This is a genomic window from Magnetococcus marinus MC-1 (assembly GCF_000014865.1).
GTDB classification, from domain to species: Bacteria; Pseudomonadota; Magnetococcia; order Magnetococcales; family Magnetococcaceae; genus Magnetococcus; species Magnetococcus marinus.
Genome location: NC_008576.1, coordinates 197,321 through 222,604, shown reverse-complemented (window position 1 = coordinate 222,604; position 25,284 = coordinate 197,321). Strand labels below are relative to the sequence as shown.

Sequence of the window (25,284 nt, the reverse complement as noted above, 5' to 3'; positions counted from 1 at the left end):
GTGCTGCTGGGTGGTACTATTCGTTGGGCCAAAAATAGGGATCGACCAGATCATCCACACTGTACGGGCAGCTATCGGGCACCTGTGTCCTGGCTTCTCGTGCAATGGCGGGTTTGAGCTGTCGATAAACCGCATTGAGATCCAAACGATCCATCAAATCGGATTCATTTTCTTGCAGCGTTGATTCCATCTGGTTACGTAAGTTACTGATGGCCAATCGCCACATTAAACTGCGCTTTTCCGGTTGGTGTTCCCAACGCATCAAGCAACCCATTAGGGTTGTCACCTGCTGGTTTATATGACCTTGTGTATGCATGGTTCATCTCCATGTGAACATCGCATCCTCTACTTTTAAGTGGCAACACCCCACGGGCAACCGTGAGCGTTACGCTGAAAGCACAGGATGCGACTGCAATTCGCCAGAAACAATAAACAGTCCCCTGACGGATTCAAAGGTGTGGCCTAACACGCCCAGCGGTTGGGTCGCGTAGGTCCATCGGCCCTGCTTGTACCCATCACGGTGGGCAGACGAGCAGTGACACTCTCACTCCTTGCCTCCCATAGTCCAATTTCTCTGCCAACTTTGTGCTATGCTCTAAAATTCATTCTTATCCATTTGAAATAATAATTAAAAAATATCACTCTAAACTGAGCTATCCCACCATCAGGTCGGGTCGTATGCCCCTCCCCCCCCGGGATAGGTGGAAAAAATCGTCTCCCCCAGGGGGTAAAATAGGCCACCTTGAGCAGTTCCTCGCTGCCTATGTAAACAAATATTTACAGACAACGAATGATAACACTGGTTCAAATACCCCATGAAAACCCAAGCTTTGGCGCATGCTCTCCTTAACTGTATAGGATTGTTTACAGTATGCATGTGGATTAAACAGGGTCAAAATTCTGTCTCTGTCATGATATCTCCATGTTTACGTTTGATATTTGTAATATTGACGGGATTGGCCTCCCCCTTGCGGTAGTCAAGGGTGTGGGTCGCCTACAGCGCACCACCAAACCAAGGAGCCAACCCATGTTCAGACAGTTATGGCACCAAGCTCGGCAAACGATCGCGCAAGGCTGCTGTGTGTGGCATGCGCTGGTTATGGCTCTGGCGGTGATGGTGTTGGGACAGGGTACGCCAGCTGTGTCAGCCCCCCCTCAGCCGTTGGCAACACAGCGGGCTCTCTACGCAACCACCCTTGTATCCCGCTTATATGACCCTATGCTGAGCCAACGGGGCGTGGTAGGCGAAGGGCGTTGGCATCATCGTAACCCCTCCTTATATGGAGAGGCACAGCGGCGGGATGTTCCCCGACACACCCCGCCCCTCTACACAGGTGTGGAACCTGCTAACCGGCATCGCTAGTCATCCCACTTGGGCAGCGGCTACCCCCCATGTGGGTAAACCGTCTAGCGTTGTTGCGTGACCGCAACGACCCACCCCTATCCCACCCAAGCCGCATCTTTAAAAATAAGCGGTACGGTGTCAGCAAGGTGTTCGCACACACAAGGGTTTTTGTCCGCAAAGAAACAAGGTGGGGCCATCCCACCTTTTTTCTATGGCGGGTATGAAAGGGTCTGCCCTCTATGGATAGGTCATGGCATACTACAACCGATACACCCTACTCTCGACCCAAACAGAGGTTATCTATCCCCGCCATGACCGCTGCACTGCATAGCCAACGCCCCGCTGCGGAAAAGGCTTATCGGTTGGATGATACCCTACACCATGCCAAACTGGTGCTTACCCGCGATGTGGTATTGGACGGCATCACCTATCTAACCGCCGGCTCTGACTTAGAGTCTCGCACCATTGTTCGTCTGCTCAACCTGGGCATTGATCAGGTCTACGCCCAACCCAGAATTGCCGAGCGCATTAAACAGTGTGCCTCGCGCTTGGATGCCATGTTTGACGCCACCCGTGCGGTGATTTTTGCCGAAGGGGTAAAATCGACCCGTGATGCCCTGGAGCTGCTCAAACGCAAGGGGCGGCTTGATCTGCAACCCTTTAAGGAACAGATCGGCAGTTTGCTCGAAGAGATCATGGATCATTACACAGAATTTGCTGCCGAAAGCATCAAAGAGCTCAGTGAACATGATGAACCCACCGTGGTGCATGGGGTAGAGACCGCCCTGCTCTGTGTCGAGCTGGCCAAGGGTCTACAATGGCCCAAAGAGCGTCTGATTCAAGCTGGACTGGCGGGTATGCTGCACGATGTGGGTAAAGCGGCGGTGAGTAAAGAGATTCTCTCCCATCAAGGCCCCCTTACCGATCTGCAACGGCAAGAGGTCGAACGCCATGCCCTGATTGGCTACCTCATGCTCAGCAATAATGAGCAGTTACACGATCTACCGGCGTTCTGTGCGGGAGCCCACCATGAGAGCTTTCAAAGCGGTATGCCGGGTTACGGCATTCTTAGTGATTTTAGCGAGCTGCAAGGGGACCCCCGGCAACGCTACACCCCCCAGGAACAAGCCCTGGCGCAGTTGGTCTGTATTGCTGATGTCTATTCGGCCCTGCGCCAGGGATATACCCTAAAAGGACCGGTCTCACCCCTGGAGACCCTCATTGAGATGAACCGTATGGCCGCGAGCGGGCGGTTTAATCCGGAGTTTTATCGGGTATGGTATACCACCTTCAAGCGCCAACACCGGTTGCTGTTGCAAAAGGGTTTGATGATCGCTATGCCCCCCCAGTTAGAAGGGGCGCTGCACCGAGCCGATGGTACCCCCTTTGTGCTCCCCCAGCATGAAGCACGCATTAGTTTTGAGGAGATTGGGCGCTTGCAAATTTTGCCCAAACTGCTGGCCATAGGCTGCAAACTACCGGAGCTCAAGCGACACAACGGCATAACCTGCCACCTATTGGAACGGGCAGGGGTGGCCCTGGATACCGCGCAACTGCAAGAGATGGGCATCACCCTGCACAAGCCCGTGCATTATAACCTGGTGTTGGTGGATACCGACCATGTGGAACAGATACAGTGTTTGGTGATAAAGCAGGGTGATAGCCTCAAGGATCTGCATCTGGCTGTTGGCCATAAACGTTTGGATAACATCCAACAACAGCTTTTGGAACTCCGCAACCTACCCATTGATTTTAAACCACTTATCGGCTGCCCCGTTTAACCCTATACCGCCGACCCTACCGCCCTGTTTAGGTGGTCTGATCCAACTGTTCATAATAACGCAGTCGCTTAAGCAGCCATTGGCGGGTAATGCCCAACTGTTGGGCCGCATGGGTACGGTTATGGTTATGTTGCTGTAGGGCTGTCTCAATCAGGTGTCGCTCAAACAGCACCATCTGTTGCGCCATAGGGAGATGGGGATGCAGGGGAAAAACCGCCGCCGTTGGGGTCAATAGTGAGCCTGACAGCGGCAGAGTCGAACTCTCCAACGCAGGGGGCACCGGGCTACTGTGGCGCAGCTCAGGAGAACAAGCGGCTAAGCCGATGGATGCCCCATCTGGCGTAAGGGCCACCAAACGTTCCATCTCGCGGCGCAACTGGCGCACATTGCCGGGCCAATGGTAGCGCTCAAAGCGTTCGGCAACCTCTGGATTTAAACCAGGAACCTTTTTGCCAAAGCGCTGGTTAATATCCCGCAAAAAGGCCCGCGCCAGGGGTAAAATCTCCTCTCTTCGCTCCCGCAAGGGGGGAATGTGAATATCCACCGCAAACAATCGATAAAAGAGATCTTCGCGAAACCGCCCCGCCGCCACCTCTTGCCGAATATCCTTATTGGTGGCACTGATCACCCGAAAATGGTAAGGCACGCTCTTCTGCCCACCAAGACGTTGCCCCTCTTGCTCTTGTAAAGCGCGCAGAAATTTTGGTTGAATGGAGAGGGGCAAATCGGCAATTTCATCCAAAAACAGAACCCCCCCATTGGCTGCCTCAAAATGGCCTTTTCGGCTACCTACAGCACCGGTAAAGGCCCCCTTTTCGTAGCCAAAAAATTCACTCTCCGCCAGGGATTCTGGAATGGCCGCACAGTTAACCGCCACAAAGGGTTGCTCTCCCTCGGTGCTGTTATCATGGATATAGCGGGAGACCACCTCTTTACCCGTGCCATTTTCCCCGCTGATAAAGACATTCACCGGCACCGCACTTAGGGTATTGGCCAAGGTAAACACCTCGCGCATGACCGCACTTTCGGCGACCACCCCAACACTGCGGATGGTCACATCCACCGGCGGCGGGGGCTGGCTGGGCTGCCCCGGCTGGGTAACCAACGCGCCAGTAACCAACAGGTTATCCAGTGCCTGACACAAATTTTCAGCACCGGGTTCCAAACGGGTCAAATCCGCCGCCGTAAACTGTGCCTGCTCGCCAAAACGCAACAGCTCAATCACCCCCAATACCCGCCGCCTGACCCGGCTGACCAGCGGCATACAGAGACGTGCTTGGTGTCCTGGTTGACGGGTAATTAAGGCTTGATGGCTCTCGATACAAGCAGGGATGGTACTGCCGCTCTCCAATGTTATGGGCTCTCCATGCAGGGGGTTGGCAAGCATGCGATACCACTGGTTTGCTTCCAACAGATAGAGCTGCACCGCATCACAATGCATCGCGCGGGGCAGACTCTCCAGATAGAAACTGGTGAGCATGGTATAGTCATGCCGCTCCCCTGCGGCTGGTCGTTGTTCCAGCTCTGCTTCCAGTTGGAGAAGTCCCTCTAAAAACTCGGCATCATCCATGGGCTTGACCCTGTTGACGGTTTGCTCGGGTCTTTATCTTACGGGTTTATGGAGGGCTGGGTAAAGCATGGGGTTTGACCCCACCCGCTGCTTCGTGGTAGGGATGCTCGTAGGGTATGTGCGATTACCCGTCTATCCATACAGAGCCCGCGTGCTTTGGGGCAGAAAGATTTTCCATGTTACGTGTCGTGTTACGCTATACACTGCTGCTGTTGGTGATGGTGGTTGCCCTGTTACTCTATATGGCCCAAAGCCCTTTTCCCGATGGTGTGCTCAGGGTAGCCTTGGATGCTCCCATGGATAACTACAGCCGTCCCATGACAAGCCTATGGCAAAAAAACCGCTATTTTGCTTGGCGCAGCAGTCAGGGCATGCTGTTTATCGGACAACGCCAGCAAGATGGACAGTTTGAAGCCACCCAACTGGGGGATACCCTACCCCATCAGCGTCAACCGATCTTGCATGTGGTGCAATCTGGCCCCCACGCTGGGATCGTCGTGGTGGCCTATCACGATGCTCAGGGCCATCTATTGGTGCAACAGACCCGACGTCCCGCCGATACCCGCGCTTGGAACCCACCCCAATTGGTGGTGGATGAAGAGGTGACCCACATCAACCTTTTAGAAAACCCCGCAGGAGAGTTGCTGCTTGTCTACCAACAACCACTGGGGGAACAGAACCAGATCTTTATACGTTTTTCCCATGATGGCGGTCGCCAATGGGGCAGTGCCACCCTGCTGGCACACCATAGCGGAACCCAAAAAGATCAACTGCTGGTCGCGGGCACACCTTTAGCGTCAGGCTACCAGATCAGCCTATTTATGCTACAACCCCAAGCAGCGGCCCAGTCGCTACACCTGCTGCAAGGGGTGATCCCCACCGGCAGCCGTAGCTGGCAACCGATAGAAAACAAACCTTTAACAAAGATATTGGCCACTCAACCCAACACCCACTATACCCTGCAAGATCTGCGGGTTAATGGTGCGTGGTTACGCTTGTTGTGGCGAGATGACACCCTGGGTGTGGGTCACTGGTTGGGTTGGCACCAAGGCGAGGTACATCTGCATAATCTTGGCGCCGTTGCCGCTGCGCCCTGTGGCATGACACTGCCCCAAAATCCCTTGGAGGTTACCCTGTTACGGAAGGCGCAAGTGCAGCAAATCTCACTACAGGATAACACCATGCAGGTGGTGCATGTGGCCCCCGCTCAATTGGGCAAGGGGTGCCACATGTATGGCATCCCGGATGGGGAGGATTTGGATCTGCTGCTTTCCCACCAGGCGGCACCCAATCGCCCATCTGCCTTGCTGGGGCTCTCTTGGCGACGGTTGGAACAGCCTTAGGGGGTTTACCACGCCATAGATCTACCCTGTTTGAGCGTGTCACTTTTCAAGCCGCCCATCAGGATTGATCCAATCACCCCAAATTACGCGCCCAGAACACCGGTTTGCATCCTACGATTAAGCTGCCATAATGGGGGAAACAACGCTTTTTAGATAACCATGGAGGGGAGGGTTTACATGTTAACCCTGCACAAAGAGGTTCAAGAAGGGGTGGTGATCCTGATATTGGAGGGGCGCTTTGATGTCAGCAGCATTGAAACCTTTCAAGAAGCCTACGCCGATCAACCCCCTGGCACCATCTTTAAGATCCACCTAGATAAAGTAACCTACATAGACAGCGCCGCCTTTGGACTGTTCCACGCCCTAAAACAGCATTTAGGCAATCTGGGACGGGTGATGCTCTATAATCCTTCCGACGAAGTGACCCATGCCATTCAGGTCCTTGGCGCGCATCGTTCCTTTGAGATTATGCGGTTTACAACCCACAAGCCACTTATGCATCACGGCGATGATGACGGTTTTTAAAGGCAGCCCGTTATCTGTCCAGGGTGGTGCCACGCTGAATAACCCACTGCTAGAAAGCTTACGCAGAGGCATCTAACGGTATGTCGCTGCCCTTTTATTCTTCTTTCTTTTGGGGTGGCTGCGCACTGGGTGGGGTTAACTCCGTGTAACGCTGTTGACACCCTTTGCAAATATAGAATGGACGATAGTTTTTAAAACCACTGGGGGTGTTGATCCAGCCACAATAGGGACAGGAGCGTATATCCGCACCTTGAATCTCCAGATCAAAATTGTGTTCCATAGGATGCTCTTTCATACATTGTAGGCAATAACAAGCCCGTAGTGTGCCCAATAACCCACGATAATGCTACCGCAATCGGTTAACCCTTTGCTTTGGTACATAACGGTTTAATTGACAGGACGGTTGATTTGGTCATAATGGATTATACTGTTCCATGTATATATCGACCATTGCTGCGGGGTAACGGGGGTAGTTATGCATAAATTTACATTGGCCAAATTTTTAGCGCGTCACGCCTTGATTGGCTTTTTCATGTCCGCCATATTGGTAACCGCCATGGTTTATTGGGATTTTCAACATATGGGAACCCTCATTCTAAGCTCAGCGGCACCCGCTTTGGTGTTGGGCGTACTGACCTTTTTTGTGGGTCTAACCCTGGCCAGCGCCCAAATGGCCATTGCGGTTATGCTGCTGGCCGAGCCCGAGGATAATGGCACAAGAGGCAAATTTATCGGTCTGGTGGTTGACTGGCTTACCCCACCCCGCCCCATGGTGCCGGTGCCGGTTAAGGCCAATCGACACCCCCCACAACGCTGAAGATTGCGCGAGCCCGGATAGATCACGCTCAGCAACCCCTTGCTGTTGTCGTTTATGGATTGGTAAACCAACCACCAACCCCGTCTACACACAACCGTTTGGGTTGTTTTCCCACTAAAAAGCCCCCATGTTGATCCCATGGGGGCTTTTTTTATCCTGTGCCGTCACTCGGGGGTTAGATGATCCCTTTGCTCCTGAAATGGTCAGAATATTCATGGTCTGTCCGCATAATATGGTCCAGGAACTCACCTTTTAGGAACGTTAACACCTCTTCTGTAATGTGCGACTCCTCTTGTAGCATACGGCGATTATAATCCGCCACCTGATCCTCCAGTTTGGTATGCTGGGCTTTGTGCGCCTGCACACCGGGGTAGTTTGACTCGGTCATCATCTTTTCTTCACGGCGGAAGTGGATCAGGGTGTAATCCGTCAGTGCCCGTAAGACACGCTCAAGTGCTGTTTTGCTTTGACCGGCCCGATGAGCCAATTCCAGGCGGTTGATATAACTTACCAAACGCCGGTGATCTTGATCGAAAATCTGTACACCCACACTCATATTGGGTTTCCATACTACCGCGATAGGTTCGGCATCGACCTCTGGCCCAACAAAAATGGCATCCAAATTTTCAAACAGATTGATCCGGTAGGCATTAAAATCAGCAAACAGCTTGTTGGCCTGTTCCAGATTGCCGGCATTGCTGGCCTTTACCACCTCTTTAGCCAGCTCATGGATGCGCTCATGCACTTTGACGGCCTCTTGCCACACGGGGGTTTGTCCAAATTGCTCTTGTCCCTCACGGTCCATCCACTTACCCAACTCGCAATGATGGGCATCGGTCACCTCCTCCGCACGCATGGCGGTGCGCCGCATAATGACGTGGCTCAAACGGGTTAACCAGTTAAGATGCGCTTTTTTAACCCCTTCAACATCAAAGGGAGCCTCGCCCCAGTTCAGCGCAATCATGGTGGTATTTAGATTTTCCGTGCTGTTGCTAACCATATCAACCAAGGTGCCAAATTGTAGTACAGAGGCCTCCATATAGCGGGATAGATCCTTTACCTCGCTCATGTTTTGTTCCACATTCGTGACCCCGGTAGAGACCTCCTGGGCCACGAGGAATAGCTGTTCAATCTGCTGTTTGGCCCGTTCACTGGCCGCCGTCACTTCATGGGTTGCGTGGGCCGATGCCGCCGCCGAGTTGGCAATACGCTCGACCCCTCCCGCCGCCATGCTGGCAGATTGTGCGACCTCGGTAGCTGCTGAGGCCAACTCTCCGGCCATGCCACTGGTGGTGTTTGAAGCCTCACGTACCGCCTCGACAGAGTGGTTGATTTCTGTAATGGCCAATGTTTGCATGGCCACCGCTTCAGCAATTTCCATATTGGCGCTGTTGATGTTCTGAACGATCTGCTCCACATCACCAGTGGCATCGTAGACAACGCGGGTCTGTTTTTGGATGGCATTAATCTGGTCGGCAATGCTTTGGGTTGCACTGGAGGTCTGGGTAGCCAGCTCTTTGACCTCATTTGCCACCACAGCAAAACCTTTACCGGCTTCACCTGCCCCGGCGGCCTCAATGGCAGCATTGAGCGCCAGCATGTTGGTTTGCTCGGCAATGGCGTTAATCAGCTCCACCACTTTGCCAATCTCCTTGGTGTAACCAGAGAGGTGCTCAATGGCTTCACGGGTTTCATCCGACTGCTGACTGGCCCGGTCCGATTCGCTGCGGGCATGCTGGCAGCGCTGAGCCACCCCACCCAAGGCGTGGCGCAACTCTTCCACCGCCGTATTGACACTGACCATGGATTGGCTAACCTGCTCAATATTGCGCTGCATACCCCCTACGTTCATGGACATTTGCTCAGCGGCGGCCGCCATGGTGGTTACGTTACTGGATACGGATTCTGCATCGTTCGCTACTTCATCCATGCTATGAGCCAAATCACCAGATTGCAGCGCAATGTTATCCATGTAGGTGTTGGTCTCTTTGACCGCTTGATGGATTTTAGCGACCACTTCAACTTGGTGTTGCGTCTCTTCATCCGTCTGGTTGGCCCTGCTGCGAATGGCCGTGGCATCTTCCGTTAATACCGTCTTTACCTCACCCAACTGCCGTACGGCGGCGGTTAAGCTTTCAGCTTGTAGAGAGACCCGTCGCAGTGTCGAGGCAAGGCTGTGTACCATCTTGTTAAAGTTGCCACCGATAGCACCCAACTCATCGGGTTTAGTGGCGATGGCCAAGCGACGGGTTACATCGCCCCCCGTTATACCGCCAATCTCTTCGGCAATGTGAAAAATGCGCTTAACAAACCGCGCAATCAACAGGGCATAAGCCAATCCAGCGAACAACATTAAGATAAGAATAATCACGATCAGTCGGGTGATCATCTGTTGCTGATTGGCCAGCACCTTGCGATGGTCCAATTGGTAGACGGCAACCCCCACTGGGGCACCGGAGAAATCACGGATGGAATGGTAAGCCAAAGTGTGCTGTTTATGCGCGCGCTTTTGGTCACTCTGCATGGCCGATAATAACGCCTCGGGTTCAACCAGATCGGCAAGAAACCCCTTCGTTGAACCGGTATAGACAAATTTACCGGCCCGCTTAGGATTGGATTTCTCCAATTTTTTTGCAATGGACAGGTAACGGTCATGCAGCAAAATGGCCAGCTCTTCGGTGGCCAACACCTTGGATTTTTTCATAACCTCTGCCATAGGCAGCAGAGTTTCTAGGGACCCAACCTGCACACCGGCATCGTTCATAATGGGGGCTATCCCCCTAAGCACAAAGCCACCGCGCCCAATTTCAATGCCTTTTAGCGGTTTACCCTGCACATTGATCTGCTGCACCGTATTGCGAAAACTGGAGAGGTCATCTCCACCGGTACCATTCCATATGCGCAAAAATGAGCGTACAGGGGGCAGGTGAAAATGCACCCGGAACTGTTTCATCCCGGTTATCTGCTCCACCGTCTTTTTAATGGGCGCCATATGCTCAGCAAGCAACTTGCGCGCGGCCGCTTCGTCACTGGTCTGTAATGTGTAAGCCTCTTTAACCTGGGGAAGATTGGCGATGATAGCCGATGCCAACAGTGCAGTATTACTCATACGCTCAATATTTTGATCAACAGAGACCATCTTAGCGGAGATCTGTTCGTCGAGTAGAATATGCGTGTTTTGTTGCAATGCCGTACTTGAGACCTGTAAAACCACCAGTGCAGTGACGACCAATAAAAGGATTACTGGCGTGATTAGTTTGGTCTTTAGCTTCATCTTTGTCTCCAGATATCCATCTAGATGCTTTTCTTAACATTTTCAATAGGCGTTCTTTATGCTAAACTTATATTTAGCAAGAACGCGAATTATACCCATTTACTTGTTGGTTAGGTTTCTATTGAGAGAATAACCCCAATTTGTGTAGAAAACAAATATATTTCTATGATGTTATACTATTAACACGCGTCATCTTAAAATCGTTAGGCTTTTTTGTAAGTCTTTCCACATAGAGCGGATAATTTGCTTAGAGGATTCTGCTTTTTTGGTGTGATCTCTTGCAGACATATCGTATTAAATCATAATATTACGATTTTTTGGCAGGCACGCCACAAGAAGCATCAAGGTGTTCTTCATCACCGTGTTAAAGGGATTATGGCATGGGAGAAGACGAGATCTCTTCGCTATAAAACGCAAAACGGCCACGGGTCAAACCCTTGGTACGGTAAAGGGCCGTATTACTGTTTCTCGCGAGCTCGGGATAAACCGTACCGTCTGCGGGACTGACCGCAATACCAATGGTGCAACCGATTGAAAGATTATGATCGCGAATGAGGAAAGATTCGTCAAAAAGATGAAGTATTGTTTCGGCAAGCTGCGCCAATTCAGTACGGGTGCGGCTATGGGGTAGAATAATCGCAAATTTATCCCCGACCAAATGCGCCACCGTATCACTGGGGGGTAAGTGCCGACGCAGACGTTTACCAACCTCCACCAGTAACAGATCCCCCACATCGTGACCTATGTTGATGTTAACCTGTTTAAAATGGTCCAAATCAATAAAAAAAAGCCCTATACGTTCTTGCTTATGAGCTGCGACCGCCAAGATATGCTCTAAACGATCCTGAAACAGGATACGGTTAGGCAGCTTGGTTAAAGGATCGTAGAAAACGTTCTGTTTGGATCGTTCGATTTCACCCCTTTGTTTGGTAATATCCAAGAAAATACCCACATAGTGGCTTACCTGACCGTAAAGATTGTGTAACGCATTGATGGTCAGCCATTTGGGGAAAAGCTCACCATTTTTACGACGATCCCACATCTCCCCTTCCCAATGGCCTGTCTGTTGCAGAAGGTGCCACAGCTGCTGATAAAAGGTTGGATCGTGACGCCCTGATTGAGTGATGGCTGGACTCTGACCAATCACCTCTCCCCTACTGTAACCGGTGATTTCTTCATAGGCAGGATTGATATCGGTTATGATACCTTGGGCATCGGTGATAACAATGGCCTCGCTGGTACACTCAATAATCTGTTTGGCTAACTGTAGACTATCCTCAGCTTTTTTCCGCTCAGTAATATCCTGCACGGTACCTGAAACCCGAATGGGTTTACGGTTTTGATCATAGGTGACCTCTCCCAGCATCACCACGGAACGCAGATCACCATTGGCACGGCGTAGTCGAGCTTCCATTTCAAAAGGGATCTCTGGATTGGCGAGTGCGCGTGTAACCATCTGCTCTAAAGATTTCATATCCTGTGGGTGCGTACGGCTTAAAATATCTTCAAAAGTTGGTTCAAAGCTTTGCAGCGGTTCGCCAAAAATACGAAATGTCTCATCCGACCAGTGCATGCGGCCATTTTCGAGTTCCCATTGCCAACTACCTAGGTGAGCGATCGCTTGGGCATGGGCCAGATTTGCTTGGTTACGCAGCAGGGCCTGCTGAAAGCTTTTGAGCTCGGTAATATCCATACCTACCACCAAAAACCCGCGCCGGTTATTACTTTCCACATCCCACACCTGGGTTATGGAGAGACGCACTGGAAAGGTCGTACCATCTTGACGGCGGTAGCGCCATTCGCGCTCGTCCGTCCTATTTTGAGCGGCTCGGGAAAAGAGCGTCTGTAGGGGTATGCTCAAATTTTGCGTATCACCCTCTGTCACGGGTAGGTGGCGATGCTGTAGTTCCATGGGGTCATGAAAGGCATCCAGTGTTAAGCGGTAGATGACCTCATGGTCCGCATAACCCAGCTTATGTTGAGCCGCTTTGTTAAATTTAATCACGGTGCCCGCTGCATCAGTGGCGATAATCATGGCATCCGCGCTTTCTAAAATGGCCTCTTGTAAATCGTTGAGCAAACGCAATTCAGCCGCCGTACGGGTACGCTCTTGCAGCTCTATTTGCAACGCTTGCGTACGCTCATTGACTAAGCTTTCCAAGTGACGGCGGGTTGCGGTGATCTCCTTATGCATATGGTCAAATTTTTCCCCCAGTTGGATGATTTCTACAATGGTGGTACCCATTTTGGTCCCCATGGGCGGGGCCGGATCATCCCCTTTGGTGACGGCATCAACTTGGCGTGAAAGTGCCATCAGTGGTCTAACCAGCCGCTTTTGCCCCCAGTAGTAGAGGGTCACACTCAAGAGTAAAAGCAGCAAGATACCCACTATCAAGGTCTCTCTAAAGAGTTTAGAGCGGGCTTTGATAAGGGGTTTTTGGTCCATGACCAGTTCAATGGTCAGACCCAATTCACCCAAGATTTTACGGCTACTATAGCCATTTTCCATCTGCCCCTGACTGAACAACAGCCGATTACCTTGCCACAGACGAATGCCATCATGGTTAAAATGGCCCTGCTGGGCGGTGAGGGGAGAAATGTGTTGCAGGGGTATGCGCACGGCCAGGGCCCCTTCGATACTGGCTTGCCAACGAACGGGGGTAATTAACCAGAGCTGATGATCTCCATTGAGGTGATCACCCTCCAGATATTGTATTTGGGTCTGCTTACCCCCTAATACAGCTCGCACGGCCGTTGGGGCTGGCTGCTCATCGCCCACCGTCTGGTGGAGTATCTGACCTTGATAATCCATGAGGATGAGTGGAAACGATTCCCCAATTAAACGGGAATTTTGTAGCCAGTCGATGGTGTTAAGCAGACTGGTTTCAGGTTGCAATACCCCTTGTATGGTTAAGGGATTGGCAGCCATATCTGCCAGTACGGTGAGGCGGCTCTGGATATACTGGCGCAACTGTTGGGCTAAGCGGTTAAGATGCAGCTCGTGCAGGTGTTGCAACTGTTGTTCAAAGTTGCGGTCCATCCCCTGGGCCAGCATGGTACCCAGTAGCAAGGCCACCACCAAGAGTGCCATGCCGATCACCAAACCAAACCGTTTGGAAAGAGAGAGGCGATAGGGAGGGCATTCCATGTTAGGGTTCCTGCTGAATCTGGACATTACCTAGCACATCAAAGGTCGCCATGGTGAAGTCGTGGATATGCAGCGCTTCATGATCATCCGAAGTGTCTGATTTAGGAGGTGAAAAAGGCATATGATAAGTTTTAATCAACCCCTGCACGGGGGTTTGCAGATGCTCAAGGGCATGGTGCAAAAGTAGACGATCCTGTTTAACATCGCCACTTAGCTGTACCTGATCGGCGGCGGCCAGTAGGATGCGGGTTAAGTCATAGGCATGTTTAAACCCTGCGGGTGGGCGAATATGCTGAGGGGTTTTGATGGCATCGGGAAAAAGCCGCATGGCGCGCGCCAACACCTGCTTAGCATGCTCAGAGAGCATCCCATTGAGAAAGCTAAAGCGGGTTTGTACATACTCCAGATCAAGCACCTTGAGCACATTTTCCCCCACTTTTTGAGAAAAACTGCCTGCACTTACGCCCCAGTGGCTTTGTATAGGGCGCCGACGTTGGGGTTCCAATTCGGCCATAGCCGTAGCAAAGGTGATGGATTCTGCCGGGTTGACCACCAGCAGCACGGCATCGGCCCCCATGGAGGCGGCTTGACGCAAAATAATTTTAGCGGCCGCTTTAGAGATGCCCCAGTTGGACCAGATAACCGGCAGTTCCTCCATACCATATTCGTTGGCTTTTTTGCTCATATTTTGGTGGTTGAAGCGACCCCAACTGGTATCTTCTGCGATGAGCACTAATTTTTTAAACCCGCGTTTTGTCAGAGCATGATGCACAATCACTTGGCCAGCCACAGCGTCATCGATAGAGAGGCGAAAGATCCAGTTGGGGGCCAAGCTGCGGGTGATGGGGCCAGCGGCAGCCCAGGGATTGAGGGTCAGGATTGCATGATCGTTGATAAATTTTTTATTGGCCAACAACGGGGGAGAGTGCAATCCGCTATAGACCAACAGGGCCCGTGCATCATCGAGAAAGATCTGTTGATTGCGTAGGTGCCGCCGGTTATTGCCCCGATGGTTGGCACGTACAATTTTGACAGGGTGACCTGCGATGGTGTTGTTGCGTTCGTCTAGGGCGGTACGGATGCCCCACTCAATGGCTTGACTGGAAGGATTGGCTCCGCTCCAATCGGCATCCATATAGATGTGATAGGGGGCAAGGGGAGCGGCCATAGCGGCAGGGTTATACAGCAGCAACAGTATAAAGAGCGAACACCAACCCGCCTTGGCAAAGCGATACATTACACCTCTCCCTAACCGGCCTGCTTACGATCCAGCCGTCTTAGTGTACATGGATTATGCGGTGTCGCGTAAAGTTTTTATCTCTTTTTATGGCCTTTACAGGGTGTAGATGTTTGCCTGTTGTAAGGGATTGCTCGGTAGGGTGAGGTTTTTTTATGGGGTTGTATCATGCTGATGGTGCACTATTTTTGCAGATTTATTCTCTGAAACGATGCCCTTGATGATGGGGTAGGGAAAAAAAGGGTTCTAGCCTTTTCGTACTCTGAGGCAACGGCGGTAGAGACTGCCTTAGCGCAGAAGGAGCCAAAGGCATGGACAACCACACTACCAACAACGCGATGACGGAGATTGCTTTGGCGTTGGCCATGGGATTTTTTAGCATCATGGTATTGGCGATGGTCTCTATGGGCGGTGGCGTAGGTTCTGCCAACAAGATTGCTGGGGCGGTTATGGCAGCCTCGGACAATGCACAAACACCCAAGGCCGTGGTGGAGGTACAGGAGCAGGATCGTATGATTCTGTATTACAACGGTCACTTTTTTGATCAGAACATGCACCAGGTTAAGCCTGAGACGCTGCCCCAAGGGGGGCGCACGATTTTGGCTCTAGCACCAGAGACATCCATGACCCAGGCATTAAAGCTAAGGGGTCTGTTTGGTCAACGTGATGTGATTGTTTCGACACTGGACACACGTTGGATACGCGCTTTACAGGAGAAAACACCATGAAAAAACTTATGTTAACTATTGCTATGGCTGCTGCGATGGGTGCGATGATGGTCCCTGTTAAGCAGGCAGAAGCGGCGAGTATTTACTTTGTCAACAACTATGGTAATGACAAGCAGAGTCGTTGGGAAGGCAAACATAACCGGCATAATCAGATGATTCAACGTTCGGTGCGTCATTCATTGGTGGAGAGCACGCGGAACCCGATGTGGCGTGATGCGGTGGTCAAGATTGTGCGGGAGCGTGGTTCGATTTCGCGGGTGGTGGTGATCTTACCGCAGGGTTTTTGAGTTTGGTTGGGTTGCTGAGGGAGGGTGGTTGTTATGAAGATGCGACGGGGTGGTCATCTCCTTATGCGGGGGGTTGTAGTGGCGGGTATGGCATTGGTTGTGGTTATGCCCATACGGGGTCAGGCGGCCACCCGTCAGGAGGTTAAGGAGATGGTGGTACAGGAGGCGATGCGCCAGGATGTACCGTCGACGTTAGCGTTAGCGGTTGCCAAGGTGGGCTCTGATTTTCAGGGGTTGGCGCAGAGCAAGCAGGATGCGCAGGGTGTGATGCAGTTACCGCCCAATTTGGTTGAGCGTTTGATGGTACGTGTGACGGATTTGAGTCAGGATCAGTTGCAGCGACCGCAGGTCAACATACGTTATGGTGTGACCTATTTAAAATTATTGCTCAAGCAGTATGGGGAGAATTGGGAGAAGGCGTTATTGCACTATTTAAGTGGTGAGCGGCCAGATCGTGTTTCTGGTGGGATGGTGTTGGAGAAGGAGCAGGAGACTGTTTTGAGCATGCTGCGTTGGGAGAAGCGGTATCGGGATCAGATGTCGGTTTGGCAGGCTGCGACGGGGGTTGAGGTTGAGAAGTTGACGGAGCAGGTTAGTGTGTTAAGTCGTGATTTGCGGGCGGCTCGTGAGCAGAGTCGGGTTGAGGATGAGGATTGGTATGCACCACCGCCGTCTATGCGGGGGCGTCGTGGTCCGCCGGGGCATCGGCATGGTTTTAGGGGGCGGGGGTCTCATCCGCATCCGCCACCGCCGCCGCATTGGCGGGGGGGGGCTGCTGGGGATGCTGCGGATTTTTGGTATGGATCGGGTTTGAAGGGTGGGCGAGCTGGGATGCAGTGGAATTAGATTAGGGGGAACGTTGCACGGGCTGGCATGGTAGAGGGTCTATGCAAGGGGTGATGAATGCCTTTATGCCTAGGGAGTCCCATTATTAAAAGGGATTGGGGGGTCTGGGGGGTCTGGGGGGAAGCTCTGCTTGCCCGCCCAGCGGGTGCAGGGCAGCGCCCAGTGGGGTTCGGGGCGAAGCCCTGAGATCTTTTGACTTTTTTAATCTTTTGATCTTTTGTAAAGCCCCGTACCGATGGAGCAAGGGTGCAGGGGTTTTTTTTAAGAGAGCAGGGGTTTTGTGGGGGCGCGGTACGGGGCGTAGGGTAGCGATGTCACGCGCCAGCGTGGCGGGCGGTTGGGCACACGGGCGCTGGGGGAAACCACCCACGGGCCATGGGCGCTGGGGGAAACCACCCACGGGCCATGGGCGCTGGGGGAAACCACCCACGGGCCATGGGCGCTGGGGGAAACCACCCACGGGCCATGGGCGCTGGGGGAAACCACCCACGGGCCATGGGCGCTGGGGGAAACCACCCACGGGCCATGGGCGCTGGGGGAAACCACCCACGGGCCATGGGCGCTGGGGGAAACCACCCACGGGCCATGGGCGCTGGGGTATCCCTGAGCCCCCCCCGCTGCAAACCGGGCCCCCGTGTTGGGCGACATCTATGCTTGTTTACTCCAAGCCTACCCATGGCAGGGTTTGTTTAAAGCACCAACGTACGCCAGTGGGGGTGTCTCTGTTATGGCGCTCTGTTTTTGGCCCTTGCACCATGCACGGTGGCGGATCTCCCCCCACCCAACCCGAGGAGCCCTATCCATGATCCGGTCACTCCTTATCCTTATTTGCTTGATGTTTAGCTTCAGCCAGCCTCTATTAGCCAGCCCTAAACAACAGCGCCAACAGATTCAACAATTGATTATTGAAGAGGCCAAAAACCTGAACATCCCCATCTCTTTGGCCTTGGCGGTGGCTCATGTCGAGTCCTATTTTGATCCCCAGGTTGAGAGTCACAAGGGGGCTTGTGGTGTTATGCAGATTATGCCTGCTACCGCCATGGGGGAGTATGGCATACCCAAAAACATGCTTTGGAACCCTAAGATTAATGTGCGCCTTGGCCTACACTTTCTACAACGTCTCTTACAACGCTATAAGGGACGTGTTAATCTGGCGTTATCCTATTACAATGGGGGTTCCCGGGTTGGGGATTTGCCCCACGCGCATATTATTCCTGCAACCCGACCCTATGTTGCCAAAGTTCGCCATTGGCAAAAACAGTATCAATATAAACTCTACCATGGGTTGGATCTGTTATGAATCAAGGCTGGGCGTCGGAACGTATGCTGCTGCAAGAGGGCATTAGCGATCACCTGCTGGGTTTGTTGAGCATGGTGGCCGAAACCGAACAAGATGGCGATATTAAATTTCCCCCCCAAACCTGTCATGAACTGCAACGCATGTTGGTGTGTCGTACCTATGCACAAAGCATGATTGAACTGTGCTACCTGCTCCGCGCGGGCCACGCTTGTGGGGATCATGTCACCCTATTTTGGGAGGTGGGTGCCGCTCGCAGCCAGCGTTTTCGGCATTATTTTAATGAGCGTCTGCCCGCCCAACAGGTCACGGCTGAAAGCAGCGGTGTGGTGATTGCCGATCAACAGGACCGTTTTACCGTCCACTACAGCCGCATGCCGCTGCTGGCGGCCCTCTGGGAGTTTCTATTCAGTGCGCTGGATTATGCCCAGTTGGATGAGAGCATCACCACCATGCTCATGCACCATGGCGATAGCCGCCAAGCCACCAGCCAATGCGCCAACCAGCTGGCTCGATTGCTTTACGCTTTTTTAAAAGATCACCTGCCCGAAGCCCAACAACAGCGCAAGTTTCGACGTATTACCCAATTTATTCAAAACTATACCAATAACCATACCTTCGCCCCCGATGCGTTGGATAACTCGGCCATTTTGCAATTTTGGCAACAGTTCTCCCTTGGCCATGACGAAGATGGCGGCGACTTTAAGAAATTTGAAACCGTCTATCACGACTTTCTCAACTATCGTCGCGCCTTGCGGGCGGCCATCCACCAACAAGCCCTGATGCATACCCATGTGTTGGGTACCGACCGTGATGCCGGAGAGTGGGAACCCGATAGCGAACAGAGCGCCGCACTGTGGGAAACCCTGCGCGAGCTTGACGAGGAGGCCTCTCCCCTGCACCACCTTAACACCCCCCCCTGTGACGAGATTAAATTTTTTAACAATCGTGAACAAAACCTGCTCAAACGCATTGTGGAAGGCAACCGCGACGCCAACGATTTGGCCCTCTCGCTGCTGCGCTGTGAGCTGTTTGGTCACACACAAGCCTGCATTGTGCAGGCCCTGCGCCAAAAGGTAGAAGGGGCCGATCTGCTGAAAACCATTGCAGAGATAAACACCCCCAGCTATCGCCAACACCAGCAGAGCATGCAAGATATTGCACACCATCTAACGCGGGTACAATACGCCTCCCTCCACCTTCTTTTATACCATCAAGAGGCCGAATCCATTCGCTTGATCCTAAATTTGTACCCTGATCTTGATCTATCTAAAGGTAGAGAACACCACACCGAATCCGTAGGGGATGAAGGGTCTATGGACGGCGTTGCCCAACTCCGTTCTATCTTGGAACAACAAGGTGTGTGGCAGAGTGTGCAGAGAGAGGCCGCCCGTGCCTATAAAGGTATTGCGCGGCAAGGCTTTCGCGATAACGAAATGGATAGCCCCACCATCTGCGCAGGTCACGCCCAAGCCGCGCCCTTGTTGGAACAGATGGATAAGCTGCTGAGCCGGTTTTTGACCACACTGCACCATCTCTTCCCCGATGAGAATGAAGCTGACACCCTGTTTGCAGCAGACCGTGCGGCATTTACCCGGCAGTTCCGCCGGATGTATGGAGGAGAGTCATGAAACAATCTGCGCGGGATGCCACCACAGCCACCCTCTTTACGGCTTTAAGCCAATTGGATACCCTGCGTCAACCACGGGACGAACATGTCGAACGCCCCATTGGCTATACGCAGTTGATGCAATATATTCAAGGGGATGGACCAACATCCCTTGCGGTTGTGCGCGCTTTGAAAGCGGATGCCAAACTCAAAGCCAGCTATCATCAGCTTTTACAGCGGCGCGCTATGTGCTATTTTCCTGCGGTGGTTGCCGCCAGTAGCGGTGAGATTAACGAACGTCAAACCGATGGCTGGAAAATTCGCTGGAAAACCTCCCGCGCAGACGCTAACCAGATCTATCTGTTGATTGAATTAAAACCCCATATGGAGCGCACCCCCACCAAACTAACGGTGGAAGAAGAGCGCATTACCCTGCCGGAACCGGTTAATGGCACCATTCAACTGCTGGTGGAGGCCAACTGTGCCATTATGCAGGGGTTACGTAACAAAGATAGCAAGGTCTACCTGCATTGAGCATTCGGGTTATCATCGCCACCACTGAGGGGCCGGTTACGGTTCAGCGTATTACGCTGGAAGATCCCGATTTACAGTCTGTGGTGTGTCTTAACGGCACCACCCGCGCTCTGCCCATTAGCGGTGATTATGACGCCTTTGTACGCCCCCCCACCGGGATGATCCAAGATGATTTTACCCAAGCGGCCTACCGCTTAGACCTTTCCGACACCATTGATCAAGGGTTTAGCTGGCAACTGGGCGCCTATGCCGCGCATCTACTGTTTTACCATGAAGAGCTGGCGCAACGGGATGAACCGGCCCAAGCGGTGTGGTGGCTTACCGGTCAGGTAGACCGCGATCATACCGTGCGTGGGGTGGAGCATGTTGCGGAAAAATTTCAAGAATCCGCCCTGCTGTTTCGGGCCTTAGTGGCTCAAGGCATACCGATTCATCTTTTTCTACCCACCGCCAACCAAGCCGACATTGACCTTGACTTGCTGGATGAATTGGCCTCGCCAGACCTTATCCAGATCACCACCCTGGAACAGGTGGAGCAACTCCCCAATCCGGGTAAACGGATCGCCGCAGCCGCTAGCCTACCCTTAACATTGGGTACCCCACCTCGTCTGCCCGTTCACGCCCCGGTGTTGACCCAGCCACAAGCCAAGGCAACACCCTGGCTTAAAGGGTTGCTGGTGGTGCAGCTTATGGTCTTTGCAGGGTTGATCTGGTTTGCTTGGCAGCAGGGGTTGCCCAGTTGGGTGGTGTGGGCGAAATCCCAGGATTATGCACACCGCCTACAGTTGCAAGCGGCGCTGACAACAAACCAATGTGATGTCTGTCAGCGACTGTTCCATCTCTATATGGATCGTCAGGGGGGCATTCAACCCATTGATCCGCCCCAACTTAGCTTAGAACGCATTGTGATCCAAGCACCGGATAGCGTACGGGGTTGTCGAGAGATGGACCATCCCCCTCCCGGCCAGGCAGTGCAACCCCAGGTCTCCGTGCTGGCCGCACAGGATGAGACCCTACCCATCCTGATGGCCAATCGTCATCTGTGTCAGTTTAAATTCCGCGTGGTTAATGGTGAGGAGACGGTCCATACACGTCTATGGGTGATCGCCAAAAGCGACCTACCCCGCTCGCGTAACCAAACCGATGAAGAGGGCAGCCGCTTTTGGAAAATGGAGCGTGCCCTTGACGCCGAAGAGACGCTGCTTTGGAATAGCCCTCGGGTGGGTCCATGGATTCGCACCCCCTTAAATTATCAGGTACTGATTTTAGCCGCGCGTACCCCCTTGGAGAGCGCCACCACTTGGCTTAAAGAGAGTCGCCGTCAAGCGCGTGCAGCCGGTCAGACCTGGGATTGGCACACCGCTCAACAGCAGTTGGCCAAACTGGGTGTACACCTGATGCAGGTCAACCAGCCCCTACACCCCATGGCACGCCAGTTATAAAAGTACTACACCGCCCAACAGACGTCATGACACGCCCTTTGTGGGAACATGAGCCCACCACAACCCACTCGCAGCCCTACCCCGTTCTCTTGTGTCCCTTCCATTACGCCTATCTCTCAATAACCTGCCACTCCCTTCGCATGAATTATTTATCTTTATATTTTATATCTTTACAACTCCATAATCACCCTCACCCACACCAGCATCGATGGGAATATACCCGCTGTTAAAGGGTATACGCCAAAAAAAACCCCCTCCCCCTTACCTACTCCCGTTTGAACAAGTTATTGACCTATTCCTTGGATAGGGATTGTCTGGCATTCCAGTTCTATGGCCCTGCTCGTGTTGTACGGGTTTGGTGTGTTAAGGAGAAGAAACCATGTCTAAAACTGTTTCACCTCTCTCTTTTGGGCGGGCCGTGGCACTGCTGCTGGCACTGACCGGATTAAGCGGCTGTGCCAGTCCCGGCCTGCCCATGGGTACCCTCTCTCCCACCGAAGGGGTGGGCTTTCGGGAGTCTCGTTTTGCCGCACTTGAGGCGCTGCAAAATTACCGTCAGTGCAAACAAGAGGCTCTGACGATGGATCGCGAAGCCCGCAGCTCGGGTCAAGCAGCCCGCTATTTGGCCAGTGCCCGTCTGTTTGAACAGTGCGAAACCCGCTTGCCTCCTGGTTCTGCGGATGTGGCAACCGAAGAGCGTATGCGCGCCTATGCCGTGGGTATTTTGGACTATATCAAGGCCGGTGATCTGGAACAGGCACATGTGAATCTGGATAAATTCCGCCGCACCTTTAAGGATCAGGATCTCTATCTTAAGGGAGGCGCCTCTTTTGTGGATTCCATGGAGATTTTACTGCGTCGCACTGATCCAGACCAGTTTCCCCGTTACAGCTTGCTCAACGTTGACAGCACTTTGAAAGATGAGATGCGTCGACTCAACCACTGGAGCCACAACTGATGAACAGCCTACGCAGATGCAAACCGGTTACGTTGGGTACCCTGTTGCTGATGGCGGCGCTGATGGGTCACGCACAAGCCGCCTCGGATCAAGATACCGCTCAATGGCGCCCACAGATTTCGGAGAAGCTGATACGCCTACCCCCCAACATGATGAACAACGCCCTGGAGCGGGACTATGCCGACTCTGGGTTGGCGATGGCCATTAGCGATGTGGGTGCCCAGGTGGGGCTAAAGCGGCAAACCCTGACCGATTTAAAACAGGCGGTACAGAAGGCCGATGGAGATCTCAAGGTTGAGATGCAACATCAATATCTGGCCGAAAAACGCCAGTTTGTCACCTTGATGCAGCAACATTTGGATCTACGCAAAAAGCGCCAGCAGATTAAGCTCGACACCTATCAACGGCTTATGCAGCAGTTACGCACCGCTAAAGAGAGCACCCCTAAAGAGGTGACAGAGCTGCAAACCAAACAAGAAAATCTGCAAAAGCGGTTCGAACGGTCGGTCTCAAAGGTAGATATGAAAATCTTTGGCACCCCAGATGGGGAGAGTATGCCAAGCCGCTACAACACCGTTTATCAAGCCAACCAACAGGCGATGCACAAATTGTTGGCCGCGCTGGAGGCTCACCCCATGAACCGTGAGCTGGATAATCACGCCTTGGAGCCGGAGAGCAAACAAGATTTTTTGCGTAATCTCATGGTCGAGAGTGAAAAAGAGATGGCGTTGGTCAGTCAGGAACGCACCATCCTCGGTTATATGGCCAAGATGGTTGCCCTAGATGCCCTCTCCCTCTCTGAAAAGGTGCAAGATCCAGATTTGTTGGACAGCGATGTGCCAGCCGATGCGCAGATTACCACCTCGGTGGATCTGTTTGTCAGTGACGAAAAATAAGGGAGCCGAACCATGACCATCCAACAGACGTTAGCCGCCATGGCTTTATTGCTGGTCAGCACCACCGCCCAAGGGGGAACCCTGGATAATCTGGAGCGGGAGCGGGCCATTTTGATTGGAACCCTGCTTTCACCCGAGATCACCTATGCGGAGCGGGAGACCAAGGTCAACCACTCTACCCGCCGTTTGGTGGATCTGGAACGCATGGTCTGGCGGGATAGCAATTTGGCCAAAGAGGGGGGCCCCAGTGTCAAAAAGGCACTGGATAACTTTGACCTCACCTTTTTGGTGCACGCCTCTATTGAGAAAGATCGTCTGGTGGTGGATCACTGGTTGGAACAGCTTGGCCTGACCAGCACCACACTCTCAACGGCCCGTATGGGAAGGCGCTGATCATGGCCCTCCCCGCCCCCTTACAGCAGGGATCCGCTGCCTTGAGTTACCTGTTAGGTGGGGTGGCACTGGCTCTGGCGCTTGCTACTTTAGCCACCTCATTACAGGTTACGGACATCATTGCATGGCTTAAACAGGTTTTTGGCGTCACCTTTCTGGTGCTTATGTCCATCCTGCTGGTGATTGCCCTAACCGCTTGGATACACGTATGGCGCAGTGCCGCCACCCCAGAGAGCGATGGGGTGTGGTTAGAGAGCGGCATGCAAGCCGCCAATGGCGTCACCACGCTGGCCCTTACCTACACGCTGTTGGGTATTAGCCTAGGGATCGGCTCATTGGCCGATCAAGCCCTGACCCCCGAGACGGTGCAATCCATTGTCGGTGAGCTCACCGCCCATTTTAGTTTGGCCTTTATGACCACGGTGGTGGGGTTGCCCTTATCGGCTGTATTACGGGCCATGTTGATGGTTAGCCATGCCCACAATGTCGCCTGCTGGCAACACCTGGCGGTTATGTCGCAGCCCCAACCCCTTACGGCCATCCTGATGGATGCGGATGAGGAGGAGAAACATCATGAAATACCTGCTGTTTAACGTGGTCGTAGGGGCGGCGCTGCTCTATCTTTTTGCCGGACCCAGTAACTTACCCTCTTTGCCCTCCAAGCCAACGGCGCAGCTCCCCCACGATCTTGATCGCGTGGCAGACCGTATGATCAAAAACCTGGATCAACGGTTACAAGAGAATCTTATACAGCGGCCGCAAACCCAGCCAGCCGTTGAGAAGCGCCAACCGAAAAGTGTACCGACCCCGCCAAACCTGGAGCGGGAAGCTTCGCAATTGGCCGAACCTAGCGCGCCGTTGGCGGTGTCACCCCAAGTGACACCCGTCAGCCCACCTTTACCGGAACAGCCTGCGCCGCCCCTGTTTAAAGCGGCACCAGCGGCCCGTGCCATCGCGACCAAACCCCAAGTCGATCCCCCGTCCCAGACGGAACCCCCAGCCCGCGTGGCTGTGGCGTTGGAGCCTGCCGTCATGCAACGGCGGGCGGAGGTTCTGGCCGGTACCGGGGTGGTAATTCCCCCTGAAATGATTGTGGAGCACCACACCACACCCAATAAGGTGGCGGTTAAATTAGCGGAGGGTGAATCTTTGATGTCCCCTCACAACCGCCGTCGGGAACTACGCGCTTTAGCCAACGATATGGAGAGCCTCTATATCGATATATTGACCCAATAGGCACGTGCAAAGGGAGCT

Annotated in this window: 23 protein-coding genes; 17 read left to right on the top strand and 6 right to left on the bottom strand. The window is 53.0% G+C overall.

Annotation, left to right across the window (positions count from 1 at the left end; all coding sequences use genetic code 11):
• Nucleotides 1–16: 16 nt before the first annotated feature.
• Nucleotides 17–316 (bottom strand): DUF29 family protein, encoded by a 300-nt coding sequence (locus tag MMC1_RS01040; protein ID WP_041640560.1) that lies wholly within the window; start codon nt 314–316, stop codon nt 17–19.
• 711 nt (nt 317–1,027) lie between these two features.
• On the opposite strand from MMC1_RS01040, the gene MMC1_RS01035 reads away from it, so the two are divergent.
• The gene (locus MMC1_RS01035) at nt 1,028–1,363 is read left to right on the top strand and encodes a hypothetical protein (protein WP_143711321.1); all 336 of its coding nucleotides are present in this window, start codon (nt 1,028–1,030) and stop codon (nt 1,361–1,363) included.
• A 293-nt stretch (nt 1,364–1,656) separates the two neighbouring features.
• Nucleotides 1,657–3,126: an HD-GYP domain-containing protein gene (locus MMC1_RS01030; RefSeq protein WP_041640558.1), complete on the top strand. Its 1,470-nt coding sequence runs from the start codon at nt 1,657–1,659 to the stop codon at nt 3,124–3,126.
• Between the two features lie 28 nt (nt 3,127–3,154).
• On the opposite strand, the gene MMC1_RS01025 is transcribed toward MMC1_RS01030, so the two are convergent.
• Complete coding sequence (locus MMC1_RS01025; protein WP_011711898.1) at nt 3,155–4,696, bottom strand: sigma-54-dependent Fis family transcriptional regulator; 1,542 nt, start codon at nt 4,694–4,696, stop codon at nt 3,155–3,157.
• A 176-nt stretch (nt 4,697–4,872) separates the two neighbouring features.
• Between MMC1_RS01025 and MMC1_RS01020 the strand changes: the two genes are divergently transcribed.
• Complete coding sequence (locus MMC1_RS01020) at nt 4,873–6,039, top strand: hypothetical protein (RefSeq protein WP_041640556.1); 1,167 nt, start codon at nt 4,873–4,875, stop codon at nt 6,037–6,039.
• Between the two features lie 177 nt (nt 6,040–6,216).
• Nucleotides 6,217–6,564: an STAS domain-containing protein gene (locus tag MMC1_RS01015; RefSeq protein WP_011711896.1), complete on the top strand. Its 348-nt coding sequence runs from the start codon at nt 6,217–6,219 to the stop codon at nt 6,562–6,564.
• Nucleotides 6,565–6,658: 94 nt separating this feature from the next.
• Here the strand turns inward: MMC1_RS01015 and MMC1_RS01010 are convergent, their stop codons facing one another.
• Entirely contained in the window at nt 6,659–6,844 is a 186-nt protein-coding gene (locus MMC1_RS01010; protein ID WP_041640553.1) for a hypothetical protein, read from the bottom strand.
• Between the two features lie 195 nt (nt 6,845–7,039).
• Here MMC1_RS01010 and MMC1_RS01005 point away from each other — a divergent pair, with 195 nt between their 5' ends.
• Nucleotides 7,040–7,381: a hypothetical protein gene (locus MMC1_RS01005; RefSeq protein ID WP_011711895.1), complete on the top strand. Its 342-nt coding sequence runs from the start codon at nt 7,040–7,042 to the stop codon at nt 7,379–7,381.
• A gap of 175 nt (nt 7,382–7,556) precedes the next feature.
• Here MMC1_RS01005 and MMC1_RS01000 read toward each other — a convergent pair whose 3' ends face one another.
• The 3 genes from MMC1_RS01000 to MMC1_RS00990 all read right to left on the bottom strand — a co-directional run bounded on the left by MMC1_RS01000 (nt 7,557) and on the right by MMC1_RS00990 (nt 15,040).
• On the bottom strand, nt 7,557–10,655 hold the full coding sequence (locus MMC1_RS01000) for a bacteriohemerythrin (protein WP_011711894.1): 3,099 nt from the start codon (nt 10,653–10,655) through the stop codon (nt 7,557–7,559).
• Nucleotides 10,656–11,028: 373 nt separating this feature from the next.
• Complete coding sequence (locus MMC1_RS19390; RefSeq protein WP_011711893.1) at nt 11,029–13,803, bottom strand: PAS domain S-box protein; 2,775 nt, start codon at nt 13,801–13,803, stop codon at nt 11,029–11,031.
• Nucleotide 13,804: 1 nt separating this feature from the next.
• Nucleotides 13,805–15,040 carry an ABC transporter substrate-binding protein gene (locus MMC1_RS00990; RefSeq protein WP_011711892.1) on the bottom strand — a complete coding sequence of 412 codons (1,236 nt, stop codon included), beginning with the start codon at nt 15,038–15,040 and terminating at the stop codon, nt 13,805–13,807.
• A gap of 311 nt (nt 15,041–15,351) precedes the next feature.
• Between MMC1_RS00990 and MMC1_RS00985 the strand changes: the two genes are divergently transcribed.
• The 12 genes from MMC1_RS00985 (at nt 15,352) to MMC1_RS00925 (ending at nt 25,266) form a co-directional block, all read left to right on the top strand.
• Nucleotides 15,352–15,768, top strand: a complete 417-nt coding sequence (locus tag MMC1_RS00985) for a hypothetical protein (RefSeq protein WP_011711891.1) — start codon at nt 15,352–15,354, stop codon at nt 15,766–15,768.
• Nucleotides 15,765–16,055 carry a hypothetical protein gene (locus tag MMC1_RS00980; protein ID WP_011711890.1) on the top strand — a complete coding sequence of 97 codons (291 nt, stop codon included), beginning with the start codon at nt 15,765–15,767 and terminating at the stop codon, nt 16,053–16,055. The genes MMC1_RS00985 and MMC1_RS00980 overlap by 4 nt, the downstream gene beginning before the upstream one ends.
• A 33-nt stretch (nt 16,056–16,088) precedes the next feature.
• Entirely contained in the window at nt 16,089–16,901 is an 813-nt protein-coding gene (locus tag MMC1_RS19385; protein ID WP_011711889.1) for a transglycosylase SLT domain-containing protein, read from the top strand.
• Between the two features lie 802 nt (nt 16,902–17,703).
• Complete coding sequence (locus MMC1_RS19380; protein WP_011711887.1) at nt 17,704–18,201, top strand: lytic transglycosylase domain-containing protein; 498 nt, start codon at nt 17,704–17,706, stop codon at nt 18,199–18,201.
• Nucleotides 18,198–19,829, top strand: a complete 1,632-nt coding sequence (locus tag MMC1_RS00960) for a hypothetical protein (RefSeq protein WP_011711886.1) — start codon at nt 18,198–18,200, stop codon at nt 19,827–19,829. The genes MMC1_RS19380 and MMC1_RS00960 overlap by 4 nt, the downstream gene beginning before the upstream one ends.
• Nucleotides 19,826–20,341 (top strand): hypothetical protein, encoded by a 516-nt coding sequence (locus tag MMC1_RS00955; RefSeq protein ID WP_011711885.1) that lies wholly within the window; start codon nt 19,826–19,828, stop codon nt 20,339–20,341. The genes MMC1_RS00960 and MMC1_RS00955 overlap by 4 nt, the downstream gene beginning before the upstream one ends.
• The gene (locus MMC1_RS00950; protein ID WP_011711884.1) at nt 20,338–21,783 is read left to right on the top strand and encodes a hypothetical protein; all 1,446 of its coding nucleotides are present in this window, start codon (nt 20,338–20,340) and stop codon (nt 21,781–21,783) included. Before MMC1_RS00955 ends, MMC1_RS00950 begins: the two co-directional genes overlap by 4 nt.
• Before the next feature lie 379 nt (nt 21,784–22,162).
• Entirely contained in the window at nt 22,163–22,741 is a 579-nt protein-coding gene (locus MMC1_RS00945) for a hypothetical protein (protein ID WP_011711883.1), read from the top strand.
• A complete protein-coding gene (locus MMC1_RS00940; RefSeq protein ID WP_011711882.1) occupies nt 22,741–23,637 on the top strand; it encodes a hypothetical protein in 897 nt (298 codons plus the stop codon). Before MMC1_RS00945 ends, MMC1_RS00940 begins: the two co-directional genes overlap by 1 nt.
• Nucleotides 23,638–23,649: 12 nt before the next feature.
• Nucleotides 23,650–24,030, top strand: a complete 381-nt coding sequence (locus MMC1_RS00935; RefSeq protein WP_011711881.1) for a hypothetical protein — start codon at nt 23,650–23,652, stop codon at nt 24,028–24,030.
• A 2-nt stretch (nt 24,031–24,032) separates the two neighbouring features.
• Nucleotides 24,033–24,623 (top strand): hypothetical protein, encoded by a 591-nt coding sequence (locus MMC1_RS00930; RefSeq protein WP_011711880.1) that lies wholly within the window; start codon nt 24,033–24,035, stop codon nt 24,621–24,623.
• Complete coding sequence (locus tag MMC1_RS00925; protein ID WP_011711879.1) at nt 24,604–25,266, top strand: hypothetical protein; 663 nt, start codon at nt 24,604–24,606, stop codon at nt 25,264–25,266. Before MMC1_RS00930 ends, MMC1_RS00925 begins: the two co-directional genes overlap by 20 nt.
• Nucleotides 25,267–25,284: the final 18 nt, after the last annotated feature.

Excerpts from the sequence above, each read along its gene's own strand:
- MMC1_RS00945 (WP_011711883.1), top strand. The coding sequence starts at position 22,163 with ATGTCTAAAACTGTTTCACCTCTCTCTTTTGGGCGGGCCGTGGCACTG.
- MMC1_RS01015 (WP_011711896.1), top strand. The coding sequence starts at position 6,217 with ATGTTAACCCTGCACAAAGAGGTTCAAGAAGGGGTGGTGATCCTGATA.
- MMC1_RS01000 (WP_011711894.1), bottom strand. The coding sequence starts at position 10,655 with ATGAAGCTAAAGACCAAACTAATCACGCCAGTAATCCTTTTATTGGTC.
- MMC1_RS01030 (WP_041640558.1), top strand. The coding sequence starts at position 1,657 with ATGACCGCTGCACTGCATAGCCAACGCCCCGCTGCGGAAAAGGCTTAT.
- MMC1_RS00990 (WP_011711892.1), bottom strand. The coding sequence starts at position 15,040 with ATGTATCGCTTTGCCAAGGCGGGTTGGTGTTCGCTCTTTATACTGTTG.
- MMC1_RS00985 (WP_011711891.1), top strand. The coding sequence starts at position 15,352 with ATGGACAACCACACTACCAACAACGCGATGACGGAGATTGCTTTGGCG.
- MMC1_RS19385 (WP_011711889.1), top strand. The coding sequence starts at position 16,089 with ATGAAGATGCGACGGGGTGGTCATCTCCTTATGCGGGGGGTTGTAGTG.
- MMC1_RS00925 (WP_011711879.1), top strand. The coding sequence starts at position 24,604 with ATGAAATACCTGCTGTTTAACGTGGTCGTAGGGGCGGCGCTGCTCTAT.
- MMC1_RS01010 (WP_041640553.1), bottom strand. The coding sequence starts at position 6,844 with ATGGAACACAATTTTGATCTGGAGATTCAAGGTGCGGATATACGCTCC.
- MMC1_RS01025 (WP_011711898.1), bottom strand. The coding sequence starts at position 4,696 with ATGGATGATGCCGAGTTTTTAGAGGGACTTCTCCAACTGGAAGCAGAG.
- MMC1_RS19380 (WP_011711887.1), top strand. The coding sequence starts at position 17,704 with ATGATCCGGTCACTCCTTATCCTTATTTGCTTGATGTTTAGCTTCAGC.
- MMC1_RS19390 (WP_011711893.1), bottom strand. The coding sequence starts at position 13,803 with ATGGAATGCCCTCCCTATCGCCTCTCTCTTTCCAAACGGTTTGGTTTG.
- MMC1_RS00935 (WP_011711881.1), top strand. The coding sequence starts at position 23,650 with ATGACCATCCAACAGACGTTAGCCGCCATGGCTTTATTGCTGGTCAGC.
- MMC1_RS00960 (WP_011711886.1), top strand. The coding sequence starts at position 18,198 with ATGAATCAAGGCTGGGCGTCGGAACGTATGCTGCTGCAAGAGGGCATT.
- MMC1_RS00980 (WP_011711890.1), top strand. The coding sequence starts at position 15,765 with ATGAAAAAACTTATGTTAACTATTGCTATGGCTGCTGCGATGGGTGCG.
- MMC1_RS00930 (WP_011711880.1), top strand. The coding sequence starts at position 24,033 with ATGGCCCTCCCCGCCCCCTTACAGCAGGGATCCGCTGCCTTGAGTTAC.
- MMC1_RS00955 (WP_011711885.1), top strand. The coding sequence starts at position 19,826 with ATGAAACAATCTGCGCGGGATGCCACCACAGCCACCCTCTTTACGGCT.
- MMC1_RS01035 (WP_143711321.1), top strand. The coding sequence starts at position 1,028 with ATGTTCAGACAGTTATGGCACCAAGCTCGGCAAACGATCGCGCAAGGC.
- MMC1_RS01005 (WP_011711895.1), top strand. The coding sequence starts at position 7,040 with ATGCATAAATTTACATTGGCCAAATTTTTAGCGCGTCACGCCTTGATT.
- MMC1_RS00940 (WP_011711882.1), top strand. The coding sequence starts at position 22,741 with ATGAACAGCCTACGCAGATGCAAACCGGTTACGTTGGGTACCCTGTTG.
- MMC1_RS01040 (WP_041640560.1), bottom strand. The coding sequence starts at position 316 with ATGCATACACAAGGTCATATAAACCAGCAGGTGACAACCCTAATGGGT.
- MMC1_RS01020 (WP_041640556.1), top strand. The coding sequence starts at position 4,873 with ATGTTACGTGTCGTGTTACGCTATACACTGCTGCTGTTGGTGATGGTG.